Below are 25,281 nucleotides of genomic sequence, written 5' to 3' on the forward strand. Positions count from 1 at the left end.
TTTAAATACTATCATTTCTCAGAGCTTCTCGTAACATCAGCGCATATTCTGAATCATTTTTCCATTTTGGCATATTTTCTTTTTCTTTCGCTTTTCCAAGATAGTCCAACAATTCCATAATATCGTTTCTATATTTCCAATATTGATTATTTTCTTCAAACTTTGATTTTAAATAATTTCTTCCAGACAATGCATTTTCATCTCTTACAGATACATAGATAGCCATCAAAATATTTCTAATTAAAGATGAACCAAATTTTTCATCATTCATAGCAGATGACTTATATTCAGAAGCATTTTTTACTCTTACACAATTAGCTTTAGTATTAGCCAACATAGCTGTATAATCTCGTATTCCAAATACCCTTGCAATCTCTTGATAAGAAGACATTTGTTTATTACCCTTTAATTCTAATTCAATGCCTTTAATATAAAACCTTTCCTCCGCCGTCAATTTCTTCCATACCGATGTCGATATTTCAGATGGAACTAAATAATCGTTTGCCTCTTTTCTCGCTATATTAATAAGTTGTGTAACTGGGCTATTTTCTGGATTATTTCTTGCTTTTTGTAACTCATACTGAACATCCAATCCCGCAATATTCTTATATGATGTGAGTACTTTTAAAGCTGCAACATATGCTGCTAGTAAATAATCACCATCTGTGAAATCAGGATTATCATTTTTATCAAGTTCTCGCATTGAATCAATTTGTTCTTTAACAGAATCTCTTATTTCCTCATAAAGTTCATCTTTAAAGATTGTTTCCTCTGATGATTGTTTTTTCAAAATCATAAGGACTGTTCCCTTTACATAATTTCCTTGTTTGATACCAACAGCATCTGTTTCAGTTGCTATACACCAGGCAGCGGTAACTCGTAAACCAGCACTCCATAAAATCATAGATAGTTCTGCCCATACTTTGGTATCTTGATGTGTGAACATAACTATTTGCATACCATTATCTGTCATATGTTTGGTAAGATTACTATATACAGCAACCATAGACTCATTAAAAGACTTACCTGTACCTTTTATTGCTAAAGCTCTTTTACTATCTACATACCATTCAGGAAACGCCTTCAATAATAATGTCCTATCCCAAGCAATAAAAAACTCACTTAACTCAGAATAATTTACAGCATCTGCATATGGAGGATCTGTAATCCATATATTACAATTATAATCTATTAATTTTGCATCCTCTAAAACAACTGTTTTATTAGACTTAATTGGATAATTAACAAAATTTAAATTAGCTACAGTATACAAAGAGAAACTACTCCTCACTCCATAGTTATACAATGTATTTAACGCTTGATTATAATATGTATTTTCTGTAATTCCTTGTCTTGAGTTTGTTCTCCATCGACATAATTTACTGTTAGAATCACAACATTTATGCAAAATAAGCATACCAATTGCATACTTCTCTTTTGTATCCGCAAGTTGACTTATTGTTTCCGCCATTATGCCAATCATCATTAACTGACGTGGATTGAATAGTTGATGCCAATATTTCCATCCTCTTGATCTTTCAAGTTCTATGGTTTTTTCACCATTTTCAATTTCTGCTATTGGCAAATAGCCTCTTTTTTGCCATTCATCAAAATGACTATTAACATATTCTATAATTTTCTTTTCTCTCTTAAGATCATTTTCTGTTGGAATAGCATAATATGTATCCCCAAATGGTTTGTCTATTCCTGTTTTTTTTCTAAATACCTCTCTTTGTTTTTTATCCTTTAGTGTAATATATTTAATAGCATATAGTCTTTCTGTAAATACATCATTGTCTTTAGGTATAAAATCTTTAATATCCCAATCACGTATTTTAGTAGAATCACCACCACCTCGAATAGCCAAAATAGAAGTTGATTTTCTACAATGCGGACAATTAAGCGCAGCATCTGATACAGTCCCCTTCTTATCAGCCTGTTTTAATTCTTCCTCTGATACATTCATGAGCATTTTGAAATTATAAGTTTTTGTTTCTGGCTCTTCTATTAATTCAATGATTGACTTGTTATCTACATTAAACACCAACGTAGGTAATAATGGTACTTTATATCCACACTCTGGACAAATAATTTCATTACAATATACATAAAATTTCGCTATATCACCATTTTCATTATCTTCTACTTCTAATTTATCAATTTTATCAACTACAGTATCAAATAATAAATTCTGAAATTCAGTAATTTTATTATAATTATCTGGTGTACTTCCAATCAAATTTAAATCAGACCAAGTAAGTAATCCTGCAATTGGATTTAAATCAGAAGCTCTTACATCGCATCCCATACGTGCAGGTTCAAATACATTAGACCCACCACCGGCAAAACAATCACCAACTACAACATTTTTTCTATACCTTTTAATAGATAATTCATTAACTAATGTTTCTATGCTGTGTGCATTAGTTTCTAAGTGAGCATTTACAAAGTGCCAATTAATATTTTCATCACTCATCTGTTCTGATCTAATACAATAAGTCAATTTATCATCATATGATAAGTTTAAAAATGCCATTTCTTGTAGATATTTTTTATCATTAGCTGATAATCTTCCTTTAATTTTGGGACTATCATTTATAATATTAAAGTATTTTTGTTGGTCTGCCTCTGATATATTTTTATATATTTCTTTTATAGTAATCTGTTTGATTTTTCTTCTCAGTAAACAATTATTTGACATACCCATTATTTCCAAAAAAACATCCCTATCTTTTTTATAATCATCACTCACTGGTAATAATGCGCCAATTATAATTGCCCTGACCATTACTAATGGTTTACGTCCCCACCATTTTCCCAAACCGGTTAAAGTTTGGTCAGCACCTGATTTTCGTTCTTTATAACTCTCTTTAGATATTTTCGATACTGGAAACTGTTCTTCTATAAACGATTTTGAATAATCTAACATCTAATTTTCTCCTTAACTATTGTGTCATACTATAAAGAACTTCTGCGAGATTACCCTGGACATTATTTTCCTTAATTGGATTTTCAGCTAAAGCGTATCTTACAGCTACCCTCCAACCAATATCTCCATCAAACGCACCGCCAGTATTAGCATTAGTCATTGTAAACATCCACCAACGCTCTTCCCTACTTAATCCAAGCCAATTTCTTGTAGCTGTTTCTATTACAGAAGGGTCACATTTTTCAATTCCCCATAGAAGAAGCATCATTTCTTTCCCTAAAAGCCTTTCTACTGGTATCTGGCCTTTGGTAAATTTCCCCACAATTTTACTATTATATTTTAATGTTTTATTAAATTCTCGCTCCAAAGCTGTTTGAACAAGCTTCCATTTATTGTAGCTAATTATTACCTTTAATCTACAATTATTCTCAGAGAGTTCACTCACTTGTTCTTCTGTATCATCCCAAACAAATCTTTCATATACCATAACATCTGCATTCTGTTTTGCTGGAATGACAACTAAAAAGTGTTGTTTGGTTTCATCTGGAATATATCCAAATCCAAGTGATTTTATTTTTGCCATAAAAATACTCCTTTTACTGCTGAACTTTTCCAAAATAATCATTTAATTCTTCCTTACGTTCAGCCACCCAATCTTCAAAATCTTGTCCAGTTTTGAAGATTGATTTTTTGTTTCTATCTGAATATCAATATCTACATCATTCATAAGTTTCACTTTAAAATCTCTAATAACTGCTAATATACTTTCAGATGAACATGTGACATCCTTTCCTCCACAAAGTAATTCAACAAAATTATTATCATTGCCACGTTCTTGTATTCCCAATTTTACCTCACTAAACAATGCATTATGATTTCTATACAAATCTAATAATGCGTATGTTTCAACGGCATTAGTTGCACTAATCTTCCTAATTAAGGTCACTTCTGTTAATTTATTAATAATTAATTCCTGTTTATCATCCAACTGATCAGGAATTTCAGTGGATAAAATTTCTGAACAAATACCAATTGTGGAACTATCTGCAACTACTTGTAATAATCTCGCTCCTCGTGGAATTATAAATGGAAGAACGTAATTTGCACCCTCATTTTTAGGATTTGAACCATTTGTAGTATATAATATTTTTACTTTTTTGCTATCCGCTTTTAATTCACACATTTTATTTCCGTTATCATCATAAAAACGATATTGTAAATGTACAGATTTAGTCCATTCTATAGATAATCCTAAAGGATGTTTCTCAGTTGAATCTACACATAAAAATGATAGTTTTAATTCATCTGTTTTGAATTCATCTAACTTATTAACTTTCGAAGACGCAGTTGTTGCTGGTTGATTTATTTCGTAATAAACTATATCCCCATTCTTCGGAATAATTTTTAATGTAACATCTCCTGTTTCTGATTCTCTATAAAGTTCCCTAACGCTTACGGTTGTTTCTGGAAGAGGTGGTTCCTTATCAACTATACCATTTTCTTCTGTCCATCTTCCCATACTTATATACTTATTTTTTTCATCCGAAAGTGATGATGGTTTATACCACTGCCATGATTCTGTTTCCGCTGCCCTCTGTAAAACATCACGCCATAACATTTGACGAGCTGTAAATATTCTTGCTTCTATCTTTTGTCTAAATTCATCTGTAGATGTATCCATCAAAAACTTTTCTACTGATATCAAAAGATCTCGAATTTGTTTTTCCGCATTAAAACTATTTTCTGTAAAATTCATTGTAATTTCTTGGCTTCTAATTCCCTTACGAGTTGGATAATATAATGTTACAAAAGTTTCTTTAATTGCAGATGATAATTTTAAATTTGTTTTTATCTGAATATCAGATGCTAAAATATACTGACTATCTGTCTCAGCTACATGCTCTTCATACTTTAATCTATGAATAATAGTATTAATAGCTTTATGCTCTTTGGCAGATTCATATAATACATTCATGGTGTCATGATTTCCAGAAAGAAACATTACCCTATTTTTCAGATTAGTTCCGCTGTAAAATGTATTTAAATCTGGATGTAACCCTCCACCAGAAACGTTTGGTTCAAATACAACAAGAGTAATTTTATCATTTGATAAGTTAATCTCATCGATTGCAGGAAATACCAATACATTTTGGTAACAATCCCTTACCGTTGGTTTTAATTTGTCTTCTAACAATTTTTTTATTTCTTGTTTTGCAATGTCAAGCGTGTATGAATCAACTGTATTTCTCATTTCTGCATTAATATTTTTAATGTCTTTGTAGAAATATCTTCCTTCCTTATCTACATATAAATACCAAGCTTTTGTCTTATATTCCGTAATTAACATCTTTATATCTGTTAAGTCCTTTTCAGGAGCAGCAACTATACCAATAATTTCAGGTTCAGATAGTCCCTGTAAAACACCTGTCACATCTCCAAGTGAAGAAAAAAGTAATAATTTGCTTATATCAATAATTGTATCATTTTTCATTTCACGGGACATCTCTTCCGCAACTCCTCTTCCAGCGCTTATAATATCGTGTGCTACAGCCACGGTAAGCTTCGGTTTAATGTCACGAATCATAGAAGACATATCTGTATCATTTAAATCAAAATCATATGGATTAATTAAATATTGATGAGCTGCCTTTGGGTCAGAACCTTCAAATAAATTTTTTACCATCTGACGAGATAATCTAATAAATCCTCTTGTTTGCTGGAAATTACTGTTTTCCTTGAATCTTGCAAATAAATCCTTTATTGACAAATGAAATGGATAAGTATCCATTATGCCTGAATAAGTAGTGTCAGCATTAGCATTTGTTGATCCAACCTGTCGCTGTTTATTCACAGTATCCTTATATGCTGTTGCTATTACTTTTACTTCTGCCTCATCTGGAAGTTTTTTAAATAATCGCTTTCTCAAAATCATATATAAATCATCTGACGTAGCACGTACAGGTTCGATATTTTTAGCAGAACGTGAGATCTCAGAATCCAGATTTTTAAATGATCTTTGAATTAACTGGCTACCAACCTCATATGTTACTTTTAAATCTGCAATAATAATGCAAACATTAGCTAACTCAGCTTTTCCTACAGCATTGAAAAGATTTGATAATGCTGTTACCGTCATAGTGGCAAGAGTACCATCACCTATCTGTTTTGTTTGGGCATATTCCATGTATGTTGGAAGCTCATCTAATAGAATTAGTAAAGGAGAACCTTTCAATAACTCAACCCAAGCTGACTGACCTGGCGCTTCTAACGGAGAATAATAATTATTAAACTGTTCTCTTTTTCCTAATTGAGTTGCAATTTCTCCCCAAATACCATATGGTATATCATTGTTTCTTCCTGTATATGCAACTACTCTAATTTCATCTTGTACATTTTCTATTTTACTTCCAAGAATTTTTTTCCTAAGTGATGGATTCTGAGCTAACAATCCAAGTGAAATCATAGCATGAGATTTACCACCACCCATATTCTGAGTCAATCGAATAATCCCGTTTGCACCTTTTCCAGCGAATCTTCTAAATGCAGAATCATACATACTTTCCATACCTTCTGTTACGTATGTTTCTTCGAAAAACTCTTTTGCATCAATACTACCATTTTTTAAATTGTCAAGATCTAATACATCTTCCCTGTTCATCCCTTCAAACACATTTTCACGAGGAATACATAATTCTTTTAATGTTTTCACTATCTGTACCTCCACATAACGTTTATGTAATTATAAGCATTCACTTTCCTTTGTCATTTTCTATTTCTATCATACTATAACAAATAGAATTTACAAATATAGTACTTACACTATGTATTAAATTTTATTTTTACTGCATCACTTATTTCACAATCTAATTCCTTACTAATTCGTTCTATAACAGCAAATATAACAGATTTACCTTTAAAAATCTTTGTTACCATTCTACTACTTATGTTTATACATTCACACAGTTCACTCTTATTACTTATTCCATTGTCTTCCACAAATTGTAAAGTGTTATTGTTATATCTGTTTTTCTTGTATTCTTTAGCTAACTGATTTCATGTATAACATTTTAATTTTACCACTTTCACTCATTATTTACAAATTCATTCTTTACAATTTAGAACATCTTATAATGCAAAAGATTCATGCGTATGAATTATAATGACATAGATTTAACTTCATACAAAAAGGAACAGATTATTTTTCTTTTTATATACCTGTAAAAGTGGACGGTACTGCTACGCGATCTGTGTGAATCACCAAAAAGCTGTAGGACGAGAAGTAGATCTTATAAATGTAAATTAATTAATAACTTTTCTTCCAATCCATTCTTATATATGTAAAGCAATCGTTTCCTGTCAAAAACAGGATTTACATCATGTATTATGCTATGATGATAGGACATACAATCATCTGATTAGATGCATCATTATTTAAACTTTTCACAAAATATTCAATATGATGAGTTTCACAAATATGTGCGCCATAGCCTTCTCCAATCAACATTCCACATATCTGGCATCGATAGCCATATAATAATTTCAGATTATCTCCAATCTTCTTATTCAGCTTTCTAATTTTAACAGTTCGTTCAGTTTCAATAATTGATGCTTCCGAATCATCTATTTCGTAGTTAAAACTATTTTCCATTACACGCTCCTGCTGCCCGTGAATCAAAGTTTTGTATTCATAAATATCCTCTGCAACAATTGGCTCTAAAATATAGGTATCATCATATTCTGTAGTATAAATAGCCAAATATTCCTTATATTCCTCGGGTAGTTTTATCATACTATTATCGCCATTTTCTTTCCTAATGTCTCTTTGGTTAACTATATACTGATAACTCTTTGAAAAATATATCTTCATTACATCTGCAAACTCTTTATTATACCTAATCTGTAATGTATCTTTTTTTCGTTTAAATTTCTTGTCAAAGTTTACATTAATGATTCTTGCTTTATAGGATTTAGCATTTAGGTATAAATAAATATCCTTACTTTCTCCCCTTTGAAGGAAACGGTTCATTTTCATACCAAAGATAACCTGGTTATCAACAGGAAGCGTTAGCCCCCAATTAAACAGTGACCAGTCTGCCTCTTTTTTATATACATAATCTTCAGTTGTTATCACTATTCAAATTCCTTCCTTTCATTCTTATCAATTCACTAATTTAAGATTTTAAAGTTTGAATTTATAAAACCTGCTTTTTCAGGGAATCCAGATCTCGTCATACCCATTACACTTAGCCCAATAGTATATGTAACGCAATTTTTGCTTTTTATATGATGCAAATCCTCTTAAGGGAGCCTGTATCTCTTCCTGTAATTGTTCATTCCGGATAATGAGGTTTTCCACATAATTATCCGGGGTTAACTTATCTGATTTTTTTAAATTACATTCCGGGCAAGCTAAAACCAGATTCCAGATATTATCATCTTTGATAAATGACCAAGGAATGAAATGATCCACATGTATCTTGCCTTCTTTCAGTTCTTTTCCACAATAGAAACATTTTCGTTCCTCAAACTCATCAAAAAGAATTTTCCGGTAATATGATAGATCGTTTCTTAGTGTAATTGTATCAAGGTTATTCAATAAATTTCTTATCACCATGTCTTCATTTACCTTTTCCAGAAATTTCGCCCACTCGAAGTAATTCATTTTCTCTAATATTTTTTTGTGCTTAGTCATAAAGGCATAAGCTATGGGGTTTAACTGGATATATTCTGCCTTTTTTGAAAAGGAATATAAAACGTCTCCGGAATCTCTAAATAATGCACCAACAACATTCTCCTTACATTTCATCTTCACCTTATGACATATTCGAAGTTTAACCTCATCCGAAAGTACTTCAAAACTAACATCTCTTATAATTTCCTCTTTTTCTAAAGCGTCTTTTAATATTCTCTCTAAAGCAGTTTCTCTATCATTTTTTGTCTTTGCTTTCTGACGTAAATTATATTTTAAAACCAAATTCCAATAAATCTCGGTAAATTTATAAAACAATTGATCAAAAGTTAATATAAGGTTGTCATCAGTGTTATAGAGGCTGTCCAAAATTGATTTAAAGAAACCAAATTTATAACTTGTATCATGTACTGCCTTATTTGAAAACATGGAACTAAAACCAGACCAAAAATCATCTTCAGTTAACTGTTTCTTTATAAAATATCCTTCATTAAGATCATATCCAGCCATAATTTAATCACCTATAAATATAAATATTTTCTGGAGTTCTACGAACAGCAAATAAATATTACTTTGATAATCTTTATATATAGTTTGCTCATTAGCTTAACCGTTTGGTTAATAATTATATTTACTAATGCTTATTACCCTTTAAAAATCATATCATTATGATACTGAATAAACTCTTTTCCAGGTAAGAATTTATCAGGTAAGTATATTTGTTTATGATTATATGATATTAGCCAATTTCTTGTCTGCTCATCCATTCCAGTCTTATTAATGTAATTAGAGATAATTATACAATAATCTTTATTTATAGTTATGAAGCCCTTATCAAAAGCTTTATCATGGAAAGCATTTAAGCATAAACCATTACTTGGATTTGTTTTCTCGGTTTTAGAATCACTGTCTTTCCAAGGTTTAATATGACTTGCAATTAATAATTCGGGTTTAGATAGACCTGTTACGCAACATCGATTATTATATGAATTTAATACTGACGTTCTAAAAAAATATTGTCCAATCCGTATTTTAATTAATTGTTCCTTATATTCGCCCTCTGGGATTATTTCGTAATCATTAATATTAAGACCCTTTTGTACTTCAATATTCTTTCTTTTAGCCAGTATAAGCTGAGCTTGATATGTAAGTTCCAACCAATTTTGTGAAAATTCCTGCCAAATCTCCTCATCTAATTTGCTTCCATGCGCCATGGCAGTGACATTCCGCTTTCTTAGTTCTGGATCAAAATGTGCTAAATTATGCATCTTCAATCCTACTGAGCTAGGTGTCCTTCCTAATAAATTTGCCAGTTCAATAATATCTTTATTATTTCTTGAAATCTTGCCAAAAGGAGTTTTACAGTACAAATCAAAAGCCAAAATTGTTTCTTCTCTGGTCCATTTTATTCCATTTCGTTCATCAGATATAATAACGGCCTCCTTTTTAAATATATATACCATATTATTCATACAAAAAACTCTGTATTCTCTCCCTCTCCCTACTTCCATTGGTAGCAAGCCTCAGAATTGGTACTTCGTATTTAGCTAGAATTGCATCCTTTAATGCATCACGCTGTAACTGTCCTGGATTATTTTCATGATAGGCAAATCCATCAACTTCGATCACAAGTGCACAGACCTTATCCTGCTTATAAAATACAACAAAATCCAGCGATGCTCTGTTATTTACAAAGAGCAGTTCTTCAGATGAAAGTAAATCCACAGTATTCAATAAGTTACGTAATAGCATACCTTGTACATAGCTGTAACGATTATATCTTGGCTCTGAGAGAATATCCTCTAATAGAACACGAAGTGCCTCTTCCGACTGATATCGAGCATTATAGTTCATTTTGGCTTTCAATGAAATCAGTTTACTGGAATACTGCCGGTAAAGCAAATCGAAAACAGATATAACTTTACTTTCGATTATATTTTCATCTAAAGTACTGTATTGAATATAGCGTATTAAGTCTCCAATGTCTTTTCCCTTTTTAAAAAAGAGGTTATGATCCGTTACCAGTACAAACTGTCTAATAGCACGGGAAACCGCCACATTGACCATATGGGGATCATCTACAAAACTCAATCCTTTCTGACCTTCCCTTGTAGTGTCCAATACAGTGGACATTATCATAACATCCTTTTCCCTACCTTGATATTTATGTACTGTATCGCTCTCAATGCTACCAGGCAATAATTGCTCAGCCCTATTAGCCTGTTTACGATATGGTGTAACAAAACCGATATTTTTATAATTCTCAGTAGCAATATGCTCTTTCAAAACCTCCTCAACTGTTACATCAAGCTCCCGCTGATTATAATTTCCTTTCTTTTCTCCTCTTGTAATCCGTCGCATGTGATTACCCTCAGCAGTTTTATAAAGCACCAGAGGACAATCTGATAGTTTCGAATTAGTGTATGGAATCAATTTTCCATCATAATATTTCTGGTTGCAAAACTCAATAATCTGGGGATGACAACGGTAATGCTCCCGCAGGATCTCACGAGGCAATCTGTTTCCATAAAGCCCTATAATTGAAGATAAAATATTATACTGAAAATAGTTATATATCTGCTGAGATGGCGCTGTTTTTAACATCGGTTTTATTTTTTCGTCAGTAATCTGAGGAAGTTGCTTAATATCACCTACAATAATTACATTCCGACAACAAGAAAAAGCCAATGAGCCAGTAATTAAGTCCACTTGTGAAGCCTCATCAATAATTACATAATCCAGTAAGTAATTCTGTGGAACAGAACGACGCAATGCATGGGTCGTGCTAAGGATAATTGGAAATCTCTTGATAAATTCCTGAAATCTCACTTTGAAATTTTTTTTATTAAAATCAGACTCTGACAATCTGTTATGACTTTGATACAAACACTTACGAAATAACCTTTCAGAATACTTCTGGTGTTTCTCAAGTAGATCATCAAAGGATTCACTGGCTAGTTTATTATCTAAAGCAGCTATTTCAATTTCCAGTTTCCGAGTCTGTTGCTTATAAAACTCCTTTTGAAGCGATAATAAAATGGATAATTCTTGTTGCTTCAGTTTTTTGTAATCCAAAACTCCATATTTAAAGAGCAGCCTCAACTTAAAAAGAAACTTTTTGGATTTATTTCTTTCTTCAGCCAAAGAGGTTTCCACCAGGAAAGAAACAATTCGGTCTGGGGTTGCCTTGAATAGCGGAAGCCTATCAATTTCCTCAATTTCCTGTCGGGCATAATATTCTTCAAAATGTTCCTGTTCCAATTGCCAAGCTCGCAAATTCTGCCAAATCTGTGCCCTTTTTCTGTCAATCCTCAATAACTGATTCAGCTTCAAGTTCAATACTTCAATCACTTGAATCAACTCTTCTTTTACTTCTTCGCAGTTCCATCCGTCTACCTGAACTATTGGCATATTACCAAAAAAGTATCTTGATTACTTCCTTTTCCCAGAAAAGCAGTTAGGAAGCCGTAACCCTGTTTTGTCATCTTTTCAATGACGTTTTTAACAGCTTCATTATTATTTGACACAACTGCTACACTTTTCCCATGAATTGCTACGAGGTTTGCGATAATATTGAGGATTGTTTGGGTTTTTCCAGTGCCAGGTGGCCCTTCAATAACTGAAATAGAGCTTGTAAGAGAATTTTCAAGTGCAGTTTTCTGACTCAGGTTAAATCGGAAAGGAAAGATGATAGTATCTGTGTCAGTATTTCGTAGTTCAACAGGGTGTCCGTTCAAGTAACAGCTCAGAACACTTTCCGGATGTATAAAAGTAAGCTGTTCCATTTCTTGTTTCAAAAAAGCTTCTTCCTCCAGGTTATCAGCAGTATATTGGGATATATCCTTTAGATAGTCCAGTATTTGTATTGAATCTTGATTGGCAACCCCATTTTTTACCAAAGAAAACGATTTATCTCTAATTGCAAGTATCTTTCCACTTTTTTGAACGATTCGAATCCATTTTCCAAAATCGAGAATAAACTGTGGCTCATAAACAGGCATATCATCTACATAGGCGGCATGTCCGTTTATTTCAATAACTTTAGGATTCTCTAAAATAACTACTTTACTCTGATTATATGCGTAAGTAGTGATTCCACCTTTATATGTAATTTCTACTTTTTTATTTTTGAGGTCACAGTCAATATTACTTATTTCTTGGGTTTTATCTTCCCCCTTAACAAGAATCATTACTTTTTTTATATCCATACTCTTTATAACTTATGAAAAATATAATTATGTGCCAGTAGTAGCTCGCATTTAATTGATTTTTTTCATTCCCCTCCATATTAAGTTATAATTCAAACTTTTCTAACATTATTTGACATTTATACTTTAAAGTTATTTTAAAACTTATTACATGATAATTCAACCAAAGATTATTAATTTTATAAATCCAATTAATTTTAGTAGTTGAAATTTAACTCTCACCATATTAAGTAAACGGATTTCATTTAATTAATCATAAAAATTTCCCTAATTTAATAATCAGAGATATCTTCCTAAATACTTACTTTTCATTATAACACCTACGCTGTTATCGGCTCATTATTATATGAATCACAACTATCCTGAAATCTGTAACATTCATAGTGCCTTTTAACTACTATATTGCCCGTTTCATATGGTATCCAGTAATACTCTGGTCCTGCGGGAAATGTACGCATATATTCCAATATATTTACCATGCCTTCCCGTCTATACTCATGTCTCTGATATTCCCCCCGATTATCAGACGTAAAATACAATAATTATAACTGCCATCCTGGGTTGATCATATCAGATATTACCATTAAGCTTATATCAAAATCTTACATCTGTTCACCCTCCATTGTTATCCAATATCTTACCCATCAATTTGTTTCACTCTCACATTTAAATGGTAACCTCACTTCAAATGTAGTTCTATCATCTTCCGATTCAGCCTTTACCGTACCATGATGCATATCCACGATGCTTTTTACAATAGCCAGTCCAATTCCTGAACCGTTTTTATCTATGCTCCTGGATTTGTCGGCTTTATAAAACCGTTCAAATAGATAGGGTAAATCCTCTGCCGGAATCGTATGACCGTTATTTATGATTCGGATGATAGCATTATGAGTTTCCTTTCGTATCTCCACTCTTAGATATTTACCTTCTTTTCCATAATTAACAGCATTGTTAATAAGATTATCAAACATTCTTGCAAGCAGCAGCGGATCCCCGTCTACCATGATTTTATCATGGGCATAAGAGATGTCATATTCCATATTGTTGTCTTTAAAAACAGGCAAAAATCCAAGTACGATCTGTTCCAACAGTTCGGTAAGATTGATATTTATTCTATTCAGCTTAAGCTCCGTACTGTTTAATTTTGAATATTCAAAAAGGTCATCCACCAACGTCTTCAGGTTAATACCTTTGTTATATGCAACATCAGCATAATGTTTCAGCGCTTTTTCATCGGTATAATTGCCTTTTGAGATTAATTCCATATACCCTAAGATTGACGTGAGGGGTGTTCTTAGATCATGGGATACATTGGTAACCATATCGTTTTTAGTTTTTTCCCAACGTTTTTCTTCCTCCTGCAATAACTTTAACTGATAAGTCATATGATTTACCGTCATTGCTAATTCCGAGAGTTCGTCCGTTCCCCTTACAGGTATTTTAAAGTCAAGATCACCCCCGGCGATATCCTCCAGTGTATTATGTATGTCCTCAAAGTACCGCATTCTTCTGTTAGTAAATAGATAAAAGCAGCAGATCAGTAAAAATACAAGGAAAAGAAATAAAAGTACGGTAAAGAAGATAATATGGTTCAGAAAAAATACAGCAAATGGTATGTTTTCGGATGCTTTCATTAATAACATAAAAATAAAAAACATGACGGAGACAGTAATCAAAGCACAGGCGAAAAAGGTTCCTATTAATTTAACACGGATCGATTTCAGTTTAATTTTCAATTTTATATCCCACTCCCCATACGGTTTCTATAATTTTCGGTTCTTTCGGATTTTCTTCAATTTTTTCCCTTAATCTCCAAATGTGGACCATTACCGTATTATTAGATTCAAAATATTTTTCTTTCCATACCCTTTCAAATATTTCTTCCGTGTTAAAAACAGTACCGGCATTACCGGCCAGTAAAACAAGGATATCAAACTCAGTGGGGGTGAGATTGATCTCTTTCCCATAGAGAAGTACCTGATGATTTTTTTTATTGATGACTAACCCTTTTATATTCAGGATACTGTCTTCGGTTTTTATTAGATTTTGTTTATCAAAATATAAATGACGTCTTAATTGGGATTTCACCCGGGCGATTAATTCCATGGGATTAAAGGGTTTTATCATATAGTCATCGGCACCGGTACCAAGTCCTAATATTTTGTCCATATCCTGCGTTTTTGCACTGAGCATAATAATGGGAATATTGTTAAACTGTCTGATCTTTCTGCAGGTCGCCAGTCCGTCTATTCCCGGCATCATAATATCCAGGATGACTAAATGTACGGTATTCGCTTCCAGAATCTGAATCCCATCACTGCCGTTAAATGCTTTCAATACCTGATAGCCTTCATTTAACAGGTATATTTCGATTAATTCAACTATTTCAACTTCATCATCGATCACTAAGATATGATACTGTTCCATAAGAAATCCCCTTAAAATAATATTTTCACTTTCTAATACTATATTTTACCATAAAAAGACAAGGGACTGTTGCAAAATTTAAAATTATCCTGTCTGGCGGAAATTTAGTTTATAGTCCAGTCCCAAACCCGATATTTTTTTATTTTGCAACAGCCCCTGGTCATTCCGGTAACCTATTATTTATTATTTTCTTATCTTCATTGGAAGAAGTAATTTCCTTTTCCATACAGGATTTGCATTATCTAAATCCTCTAAGATGGTTGATCAGGTATTTTTTCTGTTATCCCTTTCCTCGTTCCTTTAAAATGCCTTACCGCAACTACATACTCCAGACGCAGTTCCCAGAAAACAGCCTGTATAAACATACCTTTCCTGTGCCATTTTGTATCAATCGGCGGTGAGATATCAAAAATCTTTATCCATGACTTCTCTTTTCGTTTTTGCCTGGTCTGGGGCAGTTTTTCAAACCAATCATATTCAATAACGTGATTATTAGCATTAGTAATAAATTTATTGAAGCTTTCAGTATTTGTTTGTTTAGAGTAACCCCTTTATATGTACAAGCCACTCTATCTGCTCTAATCTCTTGAATTTGTTTCCATAGTCGCCTGTCATCAATAGAAAAGAAAATTAGCATAGCAATTTCATAAATAATTATGATAGGTGCAATTATTATAACTAGAATAGTACCAACAACGTAAATTTTAGAAAGTATATAAAGGATAAGAAAGCTTATCAAAAAACCTGCAAACACAATAATAAATCCAATAGAGCCCCACCAGACAGATTTCACTCTATCCAATGAGGCTTAACTGTATCATCTCATTCCATCATAATGAGTCCACATGCGAATTATCTTTACTGTTCCTTCATACTCCACATCATGAATCACAACTGACTCTGCATATACCTGATATACCAGTCTATGCTGTATATTGATTCTTCTGGAAAAGAAACCTCTTAAATTTCCGACTAATCCCTCATATGGCGGTGGATTCTTAAAGGGATTCTCTCTTACTAATTCAATGAGTTCTTTTGCTTTTCTATCCAATCCTACAGACTTAAGATTTTTAATATCTTTTACAGCCTGCTTATCATAAATGATTCGATACATTTACCACTCCACCTCATCTTCTGATAAGCAATCTTCAAGGGGAGTATTTCCGCCTGCAACAATAGATTCTGCTACTCCTGGAATAGAATTGAGATATAATGTTTCCTGAATAGCATTCCAATCATCCTCGGATATCAGCACACCATTCTTACCCCTGTTATTTGTAATAGTAATCGGCTGGCTGTTGGTATTAACATCAGAAAGTATCTGATAGATATTCTCTCTTGCTTTTGTTACACTAATCGCTGTCATGACATCATCTCCTTTCATCCTTATTATAGTGTACGTTAAAGCGTACGTCAAGTGATTTGTTATTTTTTATTAATTACTTTCTTATCCTCATTGGAAGTTCAACGTAGGAGGATTCTATCCGGTTTCTCTGAACTTGGATGGTTGGGTCTCCATTCCCAGGAATCCGCTCAAAGCTGGCGGCATCGTGGCCCGCTATGGCAATTCTTATTCGGTGTCCTTTTTGCAGATATACGGAGGTGCAGTACATACCTATTTTTAATTCAGTATTTTCTCCCGGTGTTAATTGTTCGCCGTCTTTTTTCAGATAAGAATGTTCCACACCGACTGCCTGATATCCAATATCCTTTGTCTCTGCTACTTTTCTATTTAATGCCCTTAATTCGCCTTCCGTTATGTAAGTAACTTTTCCGTCCGGTGCCACATCTTCCAGGTAAACATAAAAAGCTCCGTCGGTGGAGGTGGAAGAAATATTAAGTGTAACAACGGGAACACCGGTTATTTCTATGTCATTATCTAATGGTTCACTGGTATAGGTCAACAGTTTTTTATCCTCTTTTGCCCTATCCGGATAAAAGATGGGGCCGCCTCCGCAATTAGTAAACCACCGGTTGGATTTTCCGGTAGATGTGGTAAAATCCACTTTGTAGGTATCCTTTCCCGTAGTTTCTTCCGGTTTCTCTATGCTGAGTCTTCCGTTGGAGTCAAAATACCATTTCTTTTGGTCAAAACCGGGAATGGGCCAGGTATTTGAGGTTTTCCATGTTCCTTCCCCTAAAGTATAGTAATGAATCGCTTTCTTATATCCGTCTTTGTTAGGATTCTCTCCCTGAAGGCAGCTGTTATAAAAAGAGAGCACTTCATCTGCCTGTTTAAAATCCAGTTCTTTTTTCGAATAGGATTTGCTGATAAAAGGGTCGTAATAATGCCAGCCTGCATGACTCCATGGACCGATAACCAGTGTCTGTGGATTGGAATAAGTCAGAAATCTTGCAAGGGCACCATTTACCGTTCCCGCATCCTGCCAGCCTACTCTTGAGTAGATGGGAATTCCTGATTTTTCAATATTCTCCTTGTAATGAAAGGGAGAAAGGGAACCGGCTGTATAATTTCCAGCCAAAATGTCATCCATATAGGTGATATTTTTCATTGCTTTGTAAATATCAATGGTATGATGTTCCGCAATTGCTTCCTTTAATAATCTTTCATCCTTATCGCTATCAACGCCTGCTGTACCTGCTGTAAATAAATTGCCTTTATTCGCATCCATATCAGCTACGGAATCACCCCAGGATTTAACCAATACATCATTTAGAATACCTCCGGGTTTTACCATTTGCCGCATAACATCAAAATCAGGATACAAGGGCGCCGCGGCAAATAAAGCAGGTTGATCAGAGGCCGCTGCTATTTCGGCAGTATTACCGCTATAGGATATACCGTAAGTTCCTACCTTGCCGTTAGACCAGGGCTGTTTTGCGATCCAAACAATCATTTGGCCGATATCATTCATTTCTTCTTTGGACCACTCCATTTCCCTGGTTCCAAAGGATGCCCCCGAACCCCTGGCATCTACCGCAATATAGGCATACTTTGACTTGATCAGTTCCTGTTCCATTGCCGTAGGTACGTCATGGGCTATGCCAAGGTTTAGTAATGCCCTCAAGACAAAGCTTTCTTTGTACTGAGTGCCATATCTGGTAGTTTCCATAATAGCTGCAACTTTTTCTCCGTTTTTCAGGCCAGCGGGAAGTGTATACCTGACCGCTAACCTGGTGCCGTCTTCCATGGTAACATAACAGGAACGCCTTTCACCAATTTTATATTCCTTAACCGGAAGCATACCTGCAATAAGGAAAGTGAAAGTACTGATCAATAGAATTAAACCAACTACCGCCGGTATTATTTTGGGCCAGCTATGAAACAATTTTTCTTTCTCTAACGTCTTTTTCATTCATTTCCCTCCGTTTATTTTAAATCGTGATCACGGTTTTACTATATATGAAAAAAGACGTCGATAATTAAAAAACTGCTTACGGAAATTTAACGGAATTCTTACGATATATCACTTCCACTAATAAAAAATGTGCTTTTTCTTTCACATAAGGTAAAAAATCTGTCATACTCCCATTGTGTGTTAGCTAATGCATACCAAAAAACAGGATTTACATCATGTATTTTGCAGTGATGATTAAGTAAAATAATAATCTTATCTGTTAAATAATTTTAAAATTCAATAGTAATGACAATTTTGTTTATTTCGATTAAATCCATTAAATAATTAGTCCAATAATTTCTAAATTTATTTAAGACTCCATCCTGTTTATATTTTGAATTCATGATTCACATAATTAAGCCCATTTCTTTTTGTCTCGCTCTACCCATTCTTCAACTTCAATCTTATCCAACATTCAGTTATAACATCTGCCTATCAAAACTACATAACATAATGATAAGAGGATAAAAACGGAATTATATAGTTTCCGTCGTTATCCTCTTATACAATCATTGTAACCTTTATGTGTAACAATTCATTTATCTGAGCTACATTTATATTATCGCAGATTTCTTTTACTATGTTATTATATTTAATTATCCTATCATTCATTTAAAATTCCTGATTTGGCAAATATAAGTCTTAGTACCTAGTTTTGAATTAATTAAATACATATCTTTATCATCACCAGTACTTTCAAAATATATCTCCGTATATTCTCCTGTTATTTTCTTTTTATTAAATAAACTATTAGGATAGAATGAATGCAGTACAATAACATTATTATCGTAAGTTAAATCATTTACTTTAGGTACCCCTTCTTTTGAATATTCCGTAATCCGTATTTTGGAATTAACGTGATTATTAACATTAGTAATAAATTCATTGAAGCTTTCAATATTTGTTTGTTCAGGGTAATTAATAAAATCACCATTATCAGTGGCTTTTTCAATTGTATAAGAGTTTGTAAGTTTTAACACAACAAATATGATTATAACTATTAATAACCCAATACAAGAACCAAAAATTTTTTTCATTTTAGACCTCACTGTTTATAAAAATTCTTAAGTAAATACGAATTAACCCAAGTGTATACCCCTAAAACCTAATTAAGGCGGTTTGATTATAAATATAAGACAAATGAAATTAATTTACAGATAGAATAATATATGTAATACTATGTAAATTGTATCACCCAAAAACACTTATTAATTCTTATTTATTTTTTTTATTGATTTTTCAAGTTCATCCTTTGATTTATTTACAAATACATTTGTAATATTATTGCTATATTTTGTACTAGTAGAAATAGTATTATCTTCATTTACCGTAAAATTACCTTGATAAAGTCCCGTACAAACATAAGCATTTTCAACAATAGGTCCTTCATATTTGTTTAAAAATAGAATTTTTTTTGATCCTTTTTCAACAACTGGATCTTCATATGAATTGGTCTGCAGTAATAATACAGTATCATTTTTAAGTAAATTATCACCTTTTATTATATTGTTAATTTTTATTTCTGATAAAGTGAAAGTTATTCCAGAGTAATCAATTTCTTCTTGCTCATTATTTACAGTTGCTTCAACAACAATAGATGAATTATTTGTCAAGTCTTCTAACGAAGTAGCTGTATAATCAACCTTCAAATGCATATCTTTGTTATTACCGTCAGGCGTTATTTTAGTTACATATATTAAACCACATAATATTCCTAAAGACAATGTAAATAATATTTTTCCTTTCATAGTTGCCTCCTTTAATATATTTAATCTTTTAGTATAATTGATTTATTCCTTCAATATCGTCACTTGTTGGATATTTTGAATGATTATATCCACTACTTCTCATTAAAACTTTTGTTGAATCTACATCATCTAATCCATTAGCATGACCTACTTCATGAGCAACAAGTTCCGCTTTATCATTTATAAATGAAGAGTAATAATAATCATTTAAATTAACCAATTTAAGAACGGGATTACACCATCCATGCCAACCTGTACTTCCCATGTCATCACTCCAAAATCTCATATCCCATGAACTATCATCCCCTTCACTATAATTCAATTTACTAGTTTTTTCTTCCCATCCATTTAATCCGCTTACTATAGAAGAATGATAATCATAAACACCATCTTGAATATAAATCCATTTTATATCTTGTGGTGTACTCCATTTATAAAGTGATGCTAGGGGTAATAATTTATACTCAGCCGCTAAAACTGTGCTGCTAAAAGCCAATGTAAAAACACCAATTAAAATAATAATTTTACGTATAAATTTCGATTTCATAATTAATCTCCTTTTCTTAGAATTTAATAGGTATTTACGAAATACCATAACCTAATCTTTTATCTAAAATAAGAACTATTCCAGTCGATTTTTTGTTTATTATTCTTCTACAGCTTTTTTGAGACAATATATTCTTTAACTTATCTGAAATTTTTACATCACATCTCATTAGCATATAGACTATAGCCTTAATATTATATTTTCCAATGGAATCATCCCCTTTCAGTTAACAGAAAACGGTATTTATTTACAGTAATATTTTATAATAAATTCCAAAATCTCACAATATTATCTGCGTATTCTACATGTTTTTTGCATATTCTACAATATTATAAATAAATCTGGTGCCATCTTCCATGGTAACATAACAGGAACGCCTTTCACCGATTTTATATTCCTTAACCGGAAGCATACCTGCAATAAGGAAAGTGAAAGTACTGATCAATAGAATTAAACCAACTACCGCCAGTATTATTTTAGGCCAGCTATGAGGCAATTTTTGTTTCTCTAATGTCTTTTTCATTCATTACCCTCCGTTTATTCTAAATATTGCTTACGGTTTTACTATAGACGAAAAAAAGACTTCGATAATTAAAAAACTGCTTACGGAAATTTAACGGAATTCTTGATGTATCACTTCCTCTAAAACTATAAAATATTACGACTTGGAAAGTCTTTTACCCATTTGCAGCAATTATTTAATCACCTTCAGCCATAATTGAATATCCAAATAACAAGAAACAAGGGTCTCAAAGTTTATTTAAAACTTTAAAACCCCTGTTTCATCAAATAATCATTCATTTTCTCTCTTGTAGGAAACCGAATCACTTTCTTTTCCTTGTATCATTCTTCTATTTTGGTTTGGTTTCTTCTCGGATTTTCTGGGTTTTTACGATTCGCAGCTACATTTTTTTGGCTACGATATCGAATTGATTGTCACATCCGCGAATCTATGTAAACACTCCGGAAACTCAGCGGCTCTGATTAGCAAGCCACTCGAAGATGGTTACGCCATCTTCGTCCTCTACAATATTGTTATAAATATAATTCCATGCGTCGTGAGCGCCAAAATAATATGTTCCGTCGAAAACGGGGCCCGCAGGATACAGCTTCATCTTGGCGTCAACACCTGCCGCCAACAGGTTCCCGAGAGAGGCAGGAAGGTTGTTGGCTGCGGCGTCCGACGTGCTGCCAACAAGATACACCGGGAAACCCTTACTGGCGATTATCTGTGCCTGTGCCGCATTTAAGTTGCCTCCAGAGCAGAGAATCGCCGCGGCGAAATCAATTTTATTTTCGGTAGTAGATGTTATCAGGGGAATTGTCATGCCGGTGCCCATGGAAAGACCGCCAACATAAATCCGGTCTGTGTCAATATAATTTTCAGCGACCACCGTATTGATAAGTTGTTCCATATCATTTAACCGATTGCCGCTCCATCCGGCCGTTGTTGATTGCGGAGCCAAGATATAGCAGCCGTCAAGGTCCTCCTGAAATTCCTCATCAGCGAACGAAAGTGCTCTGTTGCCTATGAGATTGCCGCCCGGGTTAGCGCCATGATAGCGTTCTCCCGTGCCATGGAACCAGATAAGTATCGGCCTTTTATTGTCTGCGCTTGCGTTATCGGGGGTATACAGCGCGTACTTACCTCCGCCAGGGGCATCCGAGATCTCAAACTGGTCGAATAGGGGATCGTGCCTTGTTTCTCCCTGAACATAAGACGCCTCCGCTATGCCAGGAATTACTGTATTTTGTGTAATAGCAAGCTCTATGTTCGCATAGGCTATGTATCCGCCTGCCGTGTACCACGCGGCTCGGGTAGCGGGAACGTCATAGCGGTTAGCGCTGCTGGCTCCGCTTGGCTCAGTTCTGGTCAGCCATTCGATGTCGATTTTGACATATTCCCCTTTCTCGACTCTGTTCCCATTGGCATCCGAAACATAGGCATCAACAATATTCCATCTAGCCCATCCATCGCCCAGAGCGTAACTCGTTTTTTCAGGATCCCAAGCGAAATTTCCAAAAGAGCCCTGAACACTTCCGTCATATTCGGTTACCCTGGCTTTCGCGAGGAAAGTGTCCTTATCCACGGCGTCGGCTGTTAGAGTAACACCCATATCGATCAGTGCACCGGAGTAATAATATCCCGGGTTGTTCGCGGTTCTTAAAACGTCAAATGAAATCGGGCCATCATACAATGCGGGAACCATAATTGTAGCGTCAAGCTTTTGTCCATTTATCTTTGTCAGTGTAAATACAACAGTCTGTTCCTCAGTTGTCTGCGCAATCTTGATTCCCAGCGTGCCTGCTTCTTGTTTGTTATTCTCTACCGTATACGGCGTGACGATGACCTCGCCCTCGTTGCCGGCCCAGTCCACATCGACTTTATTATTACCATTACCGTGCCAACCGACATTGATTTCGCCGATATACCAGCCGTCTACCACCTCAAAATCTCCCGCCTCAAAGACGTACACATTATTGCTGGCTGGTATTTCAATGGCCATAGTTGGTACCGGAAAGTTTAAAGCTATGACAATCGCAATGACAATCGTTAAGATTTTTTTCATAGTGATTTCCTCCCTATTATTATTTGCCCCTTTTATTTCTGAGGTTGGGTTTCCTCGTTTCTGACTTGCTGCTAAAGCGCAACGTGGTTAAGCACCTCAGGTGAGGTTTCTTCATTTATGCCATTGTCATACAACACGTCCTCTGAGGTGAATTCATTTTTATCTTTGTTTTGCCGATCGAGTTCGGTGCGCAGTTAACGCTACCGTCAAGTATATCGATCATGGCTTATCATAGACAAGTATATTATACGCAAATGGGAAAATTCCACAAATAGTCTGTGAGTACGGTATTACTCTGCTATATCGTCTGCCATAGATGCTTGAAGTGTTGCATTGGCTTGTGCCGGTGTCCTTATCAGCCAGAGATTTTCTGACTGGTTGACTGATGAGCCTCGCTTACAGCCGGTCGTAAGTCCTGGTCATACCATAACTGTCAAGGCATCTTCAGCCGAAGTTTCTATCACTGCTGGTTCCGTATTCGTGTCTTTTTCTGTCTCCTTATTTGCGTTTATCGTTAGTATTACCTATTCCTTTGTTGTCTCTTTTATCGTAGACGTCGTATCTTGTGTTTTGCCGCTGTTTTCACATCCATATAATGTTATAGCCATAAATGTGAAAACTAATTTATTCGAAATCCCCCCTCCTGCAATAAATTATAGGACAAACACATAGTATCATATCAAGTAATCAAAAAACATCAACTATTATGTCCATAATCTATAATTTTTTTACTTTTATAGTTTTCTATTAAACACTTTATGGAAGTATGATTTCTGGGGTGACGAGCGTATTGTTAATACCCATATTAAAAACATCAGACTTTTTTTGAATGGTGTGAAGAAGGCGGCTCAACAAAAGATAAACGTTACCATGTCTGTTGCCTGCTGTTCCCCTATTAGCAGTATTTGGTAATATTTTAAGTTTTTATTAAATGTATTAATTTTATTTAATAAAACTTGAAGTATTTTAGGCATGAGAGTAAGATAGGTGTATGAAAAGGATCGTATTATAGGAGGATACATAGTTATGAATGATAACAAACATAGGATGATAGGGAATATCATTGTTGCAGTGATCCTTATGGCGGGTATCGTAGCTGCATCGCTGATAGGAGTGAACGGACTCGTTAAGATTAAAAGCACCAGAACCAGTATAGAAGTTACCGGTTCAGCCAAAAAACAGATCACTTCGGATCTGATTGTATGGACGGGTTATTTCAATAAACAATCCCCTGTACTGAAGGATGCCTATACCCAACTGGAAACAGACCGGGAAAAGGTAAAAAAATATCTTATGGGTAAGGGAATCAAAGAAGAGGATATTATATTTTCAGCAATTAACACAATGGTTAATTATGTGTTCGATATTAATGGAATACAGACAAATGAGATCAATAATTATGATCTAAGTGAAACCATCACGATTCGTTCCTCTGAAATTGATAAAGTAACAGAAATTTCAAGAAGTGCTACTGAGCTTCTGAATGACGGTGTACAGTTCCAATCCTATAATCCACAATATCTCTATACCAAATTAGCTGATTTAAAGGTTACGATGCTTGCCGAAGCAACCAAAGATGCCAGGAAACGTGCTCAGATGATCGCTGAAAACGCTGGAAGCAAGCTTGGTGGTTTAACAAAAGCCGATATGGGTGTTATGCAGATTACTCCGTTATATTCCAATGATGTTGAAGATTATGGAGTAAATGATACCTCTTCAATGGAGAAAGAGATCACAGCTGTCGTTCATTGTACCTTTGAAATCGGAGAATAATTTCTTAAAATTGTACCCTATTATATCG

The 25,281-nt window shown here is 34.0% G+C and carries 20 protein-coding genes; 1 reads left to right on the forward strand and 19 read right to left on the reverse strand.

Translation table 11 applies throughout. The features are described 5' to 3' along the window. Position 1: 1 nt before the first annotated feature. The 19 genes from Ana3638_RS22980 to Ana3638_RS23065 form a co-directional block, all read right to left on the reverse strand. Positions 2 to 2,929, reverse strand: a complete 2,928-nt coding sequence (locus tag Ana3638_RS22980; protein ID WP_161840111.1) for an anti-phage-associated DUF1156 domain-containing protein — start codon at positions 2,927 to 2,929, stop codon at positions 2 to 4. A gap of 16 nt (positions 2,930 to 2,945) precedes the next feature. Then, positions 2,946 to 3,512 carry a DUF3780 domain-containing protein gene (locus tag Ana3638_RS22985; RefSeq protein ID WP_161840112.1) on the reverse strand — a complete coding sequence of 189 codons (567 nt, stop codon included), beginning with the start codon at positions 3,510 to 3,512 and terminating at the stop codon, positions 2,946 to 2,948. Between the two features lie 42 nt (positions 3,513 to 3,554). Next, a complete protein-coding gene (locus Ana3638_RS22990) occupies positions 3,555 to 6,638 on the reverse strand; it encodes a DUF499 domain-containing protein (RefSeq protein ID WP_161840113.1) in 3,084 nt (1,027 codons plus the stop codon). Between the two features lie 110 nt (positions 6,639 to 6,748). Continuing rightward, the gene (locus tag Ana3638_RS27200) at positions 6,749 to 6,925 is read right to left on the reverse strand and encodes a helix-turn-helix domain-containing protein (RefSeq protein WP_161840114.1); all 177 of its coding nucleotides are present in this window, start codon (positions 6,923 to 6,925) and stop codon (positions 6,749 to 6,751) included. Between the two features lie 385 nt (positions 6,926 to 7,310). Then, complete coding sequence (locus tag Ana3638_RS23000; RefSeq protein WP_246240540.1) at positions 7,311 to 8,060, reverse strand: HNH endonuclease signature motif containing protein; 750 nt, start codon at positions 8,058 to 8,060, stop codon at positions 7,311 to 7,313. A gap of 78 nt (positions 8,061 to 8,138) precedes the next feature. Next, positions 8,139 to 9,128, reverse strand: coding sequence for an HNH endonuclease (locus Ana3638_RS23005; protein WP_161840115.1), 990 nt, complete (start codon positions 9,126 to 9,128; stop codon positions 8,139 to 8,141). 134 nt (positions 9,129 to 9,262) lie between these two features. Then, the gene (locus tag Ana3638_RS23010; protein WP_246240543.1) at positions 9,263 to 10,090 is read right to left on the reverse strand and encodes an HNH endonuclease; all 828 of its coding nucleotides are present in this window, start codon (positions 10,088 to 10,090) and stop codon (positions 9,263 to 9,265) included. Further along, positions 10,083 to 12,029, reverse strand: a complete 1,947-nt coding sequence (locus Ana3638_RS23015; protein WP_246240545.1) for an AAA domain-containing protein — start codon at positions 12,027 to 12,029, stop codon at positions 10,083 to 10,085. Before Ana3638_RS23015 ends, Ana3638_RS23010 begins: the two co-directional genes overlap by 8 nt. Continuing rightward, entirely contained in the window at positions 12,020 to 12,826 is an 807-nt protein-coding gene (locus tag Ana3638_RS25540) for an AAA domain-containing protein (protein ID WP_246240548.1), read from the reverse strand. Before Ana3638_RS25540 ends, Ana3638_RS23015 begins: the two co-directional genes overlap by 10 nt. A gap of 644 nt (positions 12,827 to 13,470) precedes the next feature. Beyond that, entirely contained in the window at positions 13,471 to 14,565 is a 1,095-nt protein-coding gene (locus Ana3638_RS23020; RefSeq protein ID WP_161840116.1) for a HAMP domain-containing sensor histidine kinase, read from the reverse strand. Next, positions 14,555 to 15,256 carry a response regulator transcription factor gene (locus Ana3638_RS23025; RefSeq protein WP_161840117.1) on the reverse strand — a complete coding sequence of 234 codons (702 nt, stop codon included), beginning with the start codon at positions 15,254 to 15,256 and terminating at the stop codon, positions 14,555 to 14,557. The genes Ana3638_RS23020 and Ana3638_RS23025 overlap by 11 nt, the downstream gene beginning before the upstream one ends. A gap of 817 nt (positions 15,257 to 16,073) precedes the next feature. Then, positions 16,074 to 16,370, reverse strand: coding sequence for a Txe/YoeB family addiction module toxin (locus tag Ana3638_RS23030; protein WP_161840118.1), 297 nt, complete (start codon positions 16,368 to 16,370; stop codon positions 16,074 to 16,076). Beyond that, entirely contained in the window at positions 16,371 to 16,622 is a 252-nt protein-coding gene (locus tag Ana3638_RS23035) for a type II toxin-antitoxin system Phd/YefM family antitoxin (protein WP_161840119.1), read from the reverse strand. Positions 16,623 to 16,695: 73 nt separating this feature from the next. Further along, positions 16,696 to 18,573, reverse strand: coding sequence for a CocE/NonD family hydrolase (locus Ana3638_RS23040; protein ID WP_161840120.1), 1,878 nt, complete (start codon positions 18,571 to 18,573; stop codon positions 16,696 to 16,698). A gap of 650 nt (positions 18,574 to 19,223) precedes the next feature. Next, positions 19,224 to 19,652, reverse strand: coding sequence for a DUF4362 domain-containing protein (locus Ana3638_RS23045; RefSeq protein WP_161840121.1), 429 nt, complete (start codon positions 19,650 to 19,652; stop codon positions 19,224 to 19,226). Between the two features lie 171 nt (positions 19,653 to 19,823). Further along, positions 19,824 to 20,363 carry a hypothetical protein gene (locus Ana3638_RS23050; RefSeq protein WP_161840122.1) on the reverse strand — a complete coding sequence of 180 codons (540 nt, stop codon included), beginning with the start codon at positions 20,361 to 20,363 and terminating at the stop codon, positions 19,824 to 19,826. Positions 20,364 to 20,391: 28 nt separating this feature from the next. After that, positions 20,392 to 20,910 (reverse strand): matrixin family metalloprotease, encoded by a 519-nt coding sequence (locus Ana3638_RS23055; protein ID WP_161840123.1) that lies wholly within the window; start codon positions 20,908 to 20,910, stop codon positions 20,392 to 20,394. A gap of 301 nt (positions 20,911 to 21,211) precedes the next feature. Next, positions 21,212 to 21,433 carry a hypothetical protein gene (locus Ana3638_RS23060; protein WP_161840124.1) on the reverse strand — a complete coding sequence of 74 codons (222 nt, stop codon included), beginning with the start codon at positions 21,431 to 21,433 and terminating at the stop codon, positions 21,212 to 21,214. Positions 21,434 to 21,881: 448 nt separating this feature from the next. Further along, positions 21,882 to 23,480 (reverse strand): carboxylesterase family protein, encoded by a 1,599-nt coding sequence (locus Ana3638_RS23065; protein ID WP_161840125.1) that lies wholly within the window; start codon positions 23,478 to 23,480, stop codon positions 21,882 to 21,884. Between the two features lie 1,026 nt (positions 23,481 to 24,506). Between Ana3638_RS23065 and Ana3638_RS23075 the strand changes: the two genes are divergently transcribed. Continuing rightward, positions 24,507 to 25,253 carry an SIMPL domain-containing protein gene (locus tag Ana3638_RS23075; RefSeq protein ID WP_161840126.1) on the forward strand — a complete coding sequence of 249 codons (747 nt, stop codon included), beginning with the start codon at positions 24,507 to 24,509 and terminating at the stop codon, positions 25,251 to 25,253. Positions 25,254 to 25,281 lie beyond the last annotated feature (28 nt).

This window comes from Anaerocolumna sedimenticola, assembly GCF_009931695.1.
GTDB classification, from domain to species: Bacteria; Bacillota; Clostridia; order Lachnospirales; family Lachnospiraceae; genus Anaerocolumna; species Anaerocolumna sedimenticola.

What these genes read in the sequence shown, in the direction of transcription:
- Ana3638_RS23025 (WP_161840117.1), bottom strand. Translation starts at nt 15,256, where the DNA reads ATGGAACAGTATCATATCTTAGTGATCGATGATGAAGTTGAAATAGTT.
- Ana3638_RS23005 (WP_161840115.1), bottom strand. Translation starts at nt 9,128, where the DNA reads ATGGCTGGATATGATCTTAATGAAGGATATTTTATAAAGAAACAGTTA.
- Ana3638_RS23040 (WP_161840120.1), bottom strand. Translation starts at nt 18,573, where the DNA reads ATGAAAAAGACGTTAGAGAAAGAAAAATTGTTTCATAGCTGGCCCAAA.
- Ana3638_RS23010 (WP_246240543.1), bottom strand. Translation starts at nt 10,090, where the DNA reads ATGAATAATATGGTATATATATTTAAAAAGGAGGCCGTTATTATATCT.
- Ana3638_RS23075 (WP_161840126.1), top strand. Translation starts at nt 24,507, where the DNA reads ATGAATGATAACAAACATAGGATGATAGGGAATATCATTGTTGCAGTG.
- Ana3638_RS25540 (WP_246240548.1), bottom strand. Translation starts at nt 12,826, where the DNA reads ATGGATATAAAAAAAGTAATGATTCTTGTTAAGGGGGAAGATAAAACC.
- Ana3638_RS22985 (WP_161840112.1), bottom strand. Translation starts at nt 3,512, where the DNA reads ATGGCAAAAATAAAATCACTTGGATTTGGATATATTCCAGATGAAACC.
- Ana3638_RS23035 (WP_161840119.1), bottom strand. Translation starts at nt 16,622, where the DNA reads ATGACAGCGATTAGTGTAACAAAAGCAAGAGAGAATATCTATCAGATA.
- Ana3638_RS23055 (WP_161840123.1), bottom strand. Translation starts at nt 20,910, where the DNA reads ATGAAATCGAAATTTATACGTAAAATTATTATTTTAATTGGTGTTTTT.
- Ana3638_RS23015 (WP_246240545.1), bottom strand. Translation starts at nt 12,029, where the DNA reads ATGCCAATAGTTCAGGTAGACGGATGGAACTGCGAAGAAGTAAAAGAA.
- Ana3638_RS23065 (WP_161840125.1), bottom strand. Translation starts at nt 23,480, where the DNA reads ATGAAAAAAATCTTAACGATTGTCATTGCGATTGTCATAGCTTTAAAC.
- Ana3638_RS22980 (WP_161840111.1), bottom strand. Translation starts at nt 2,929, where the DNA reads ATGTTAGATTATTCAAAATCGTTTATAGAAGAACAGTTTCCAGTATCG.
- Ana3638_RS23045 (WP_161840121.1), bottom strand. Translation starts at nt 19,652, where the DNA reads ATGAAAAAAATTTTTGGTTCTTGTATTGGGTTATTAATAGTTATAATC.
- Ana3638_RS23030 (WP_161840118.1), bottom strand. Translation starts at nt 16,370, where the DNA reads ATGTATCGAATCATTTATGATAAGCAGGCTGTAAAAGATATTAAAAAT.
- Ana3638_RS23060 (WP_161840124.1), bottom strand. Translation starts at nt 21,433, where the DNA reads ATGAAAAAGACATTAGAGAAACAAAAATTGCCTCATAGCTGGCCTAAA.
- Ana3638_RS23050 (WP_161840122.1), bottom strand. Translation starts at nt 20,363, where the DNA reads ATGAAAGGAAAAATATTATTTACATTGTCTTTAGGAATATTATGTGGT.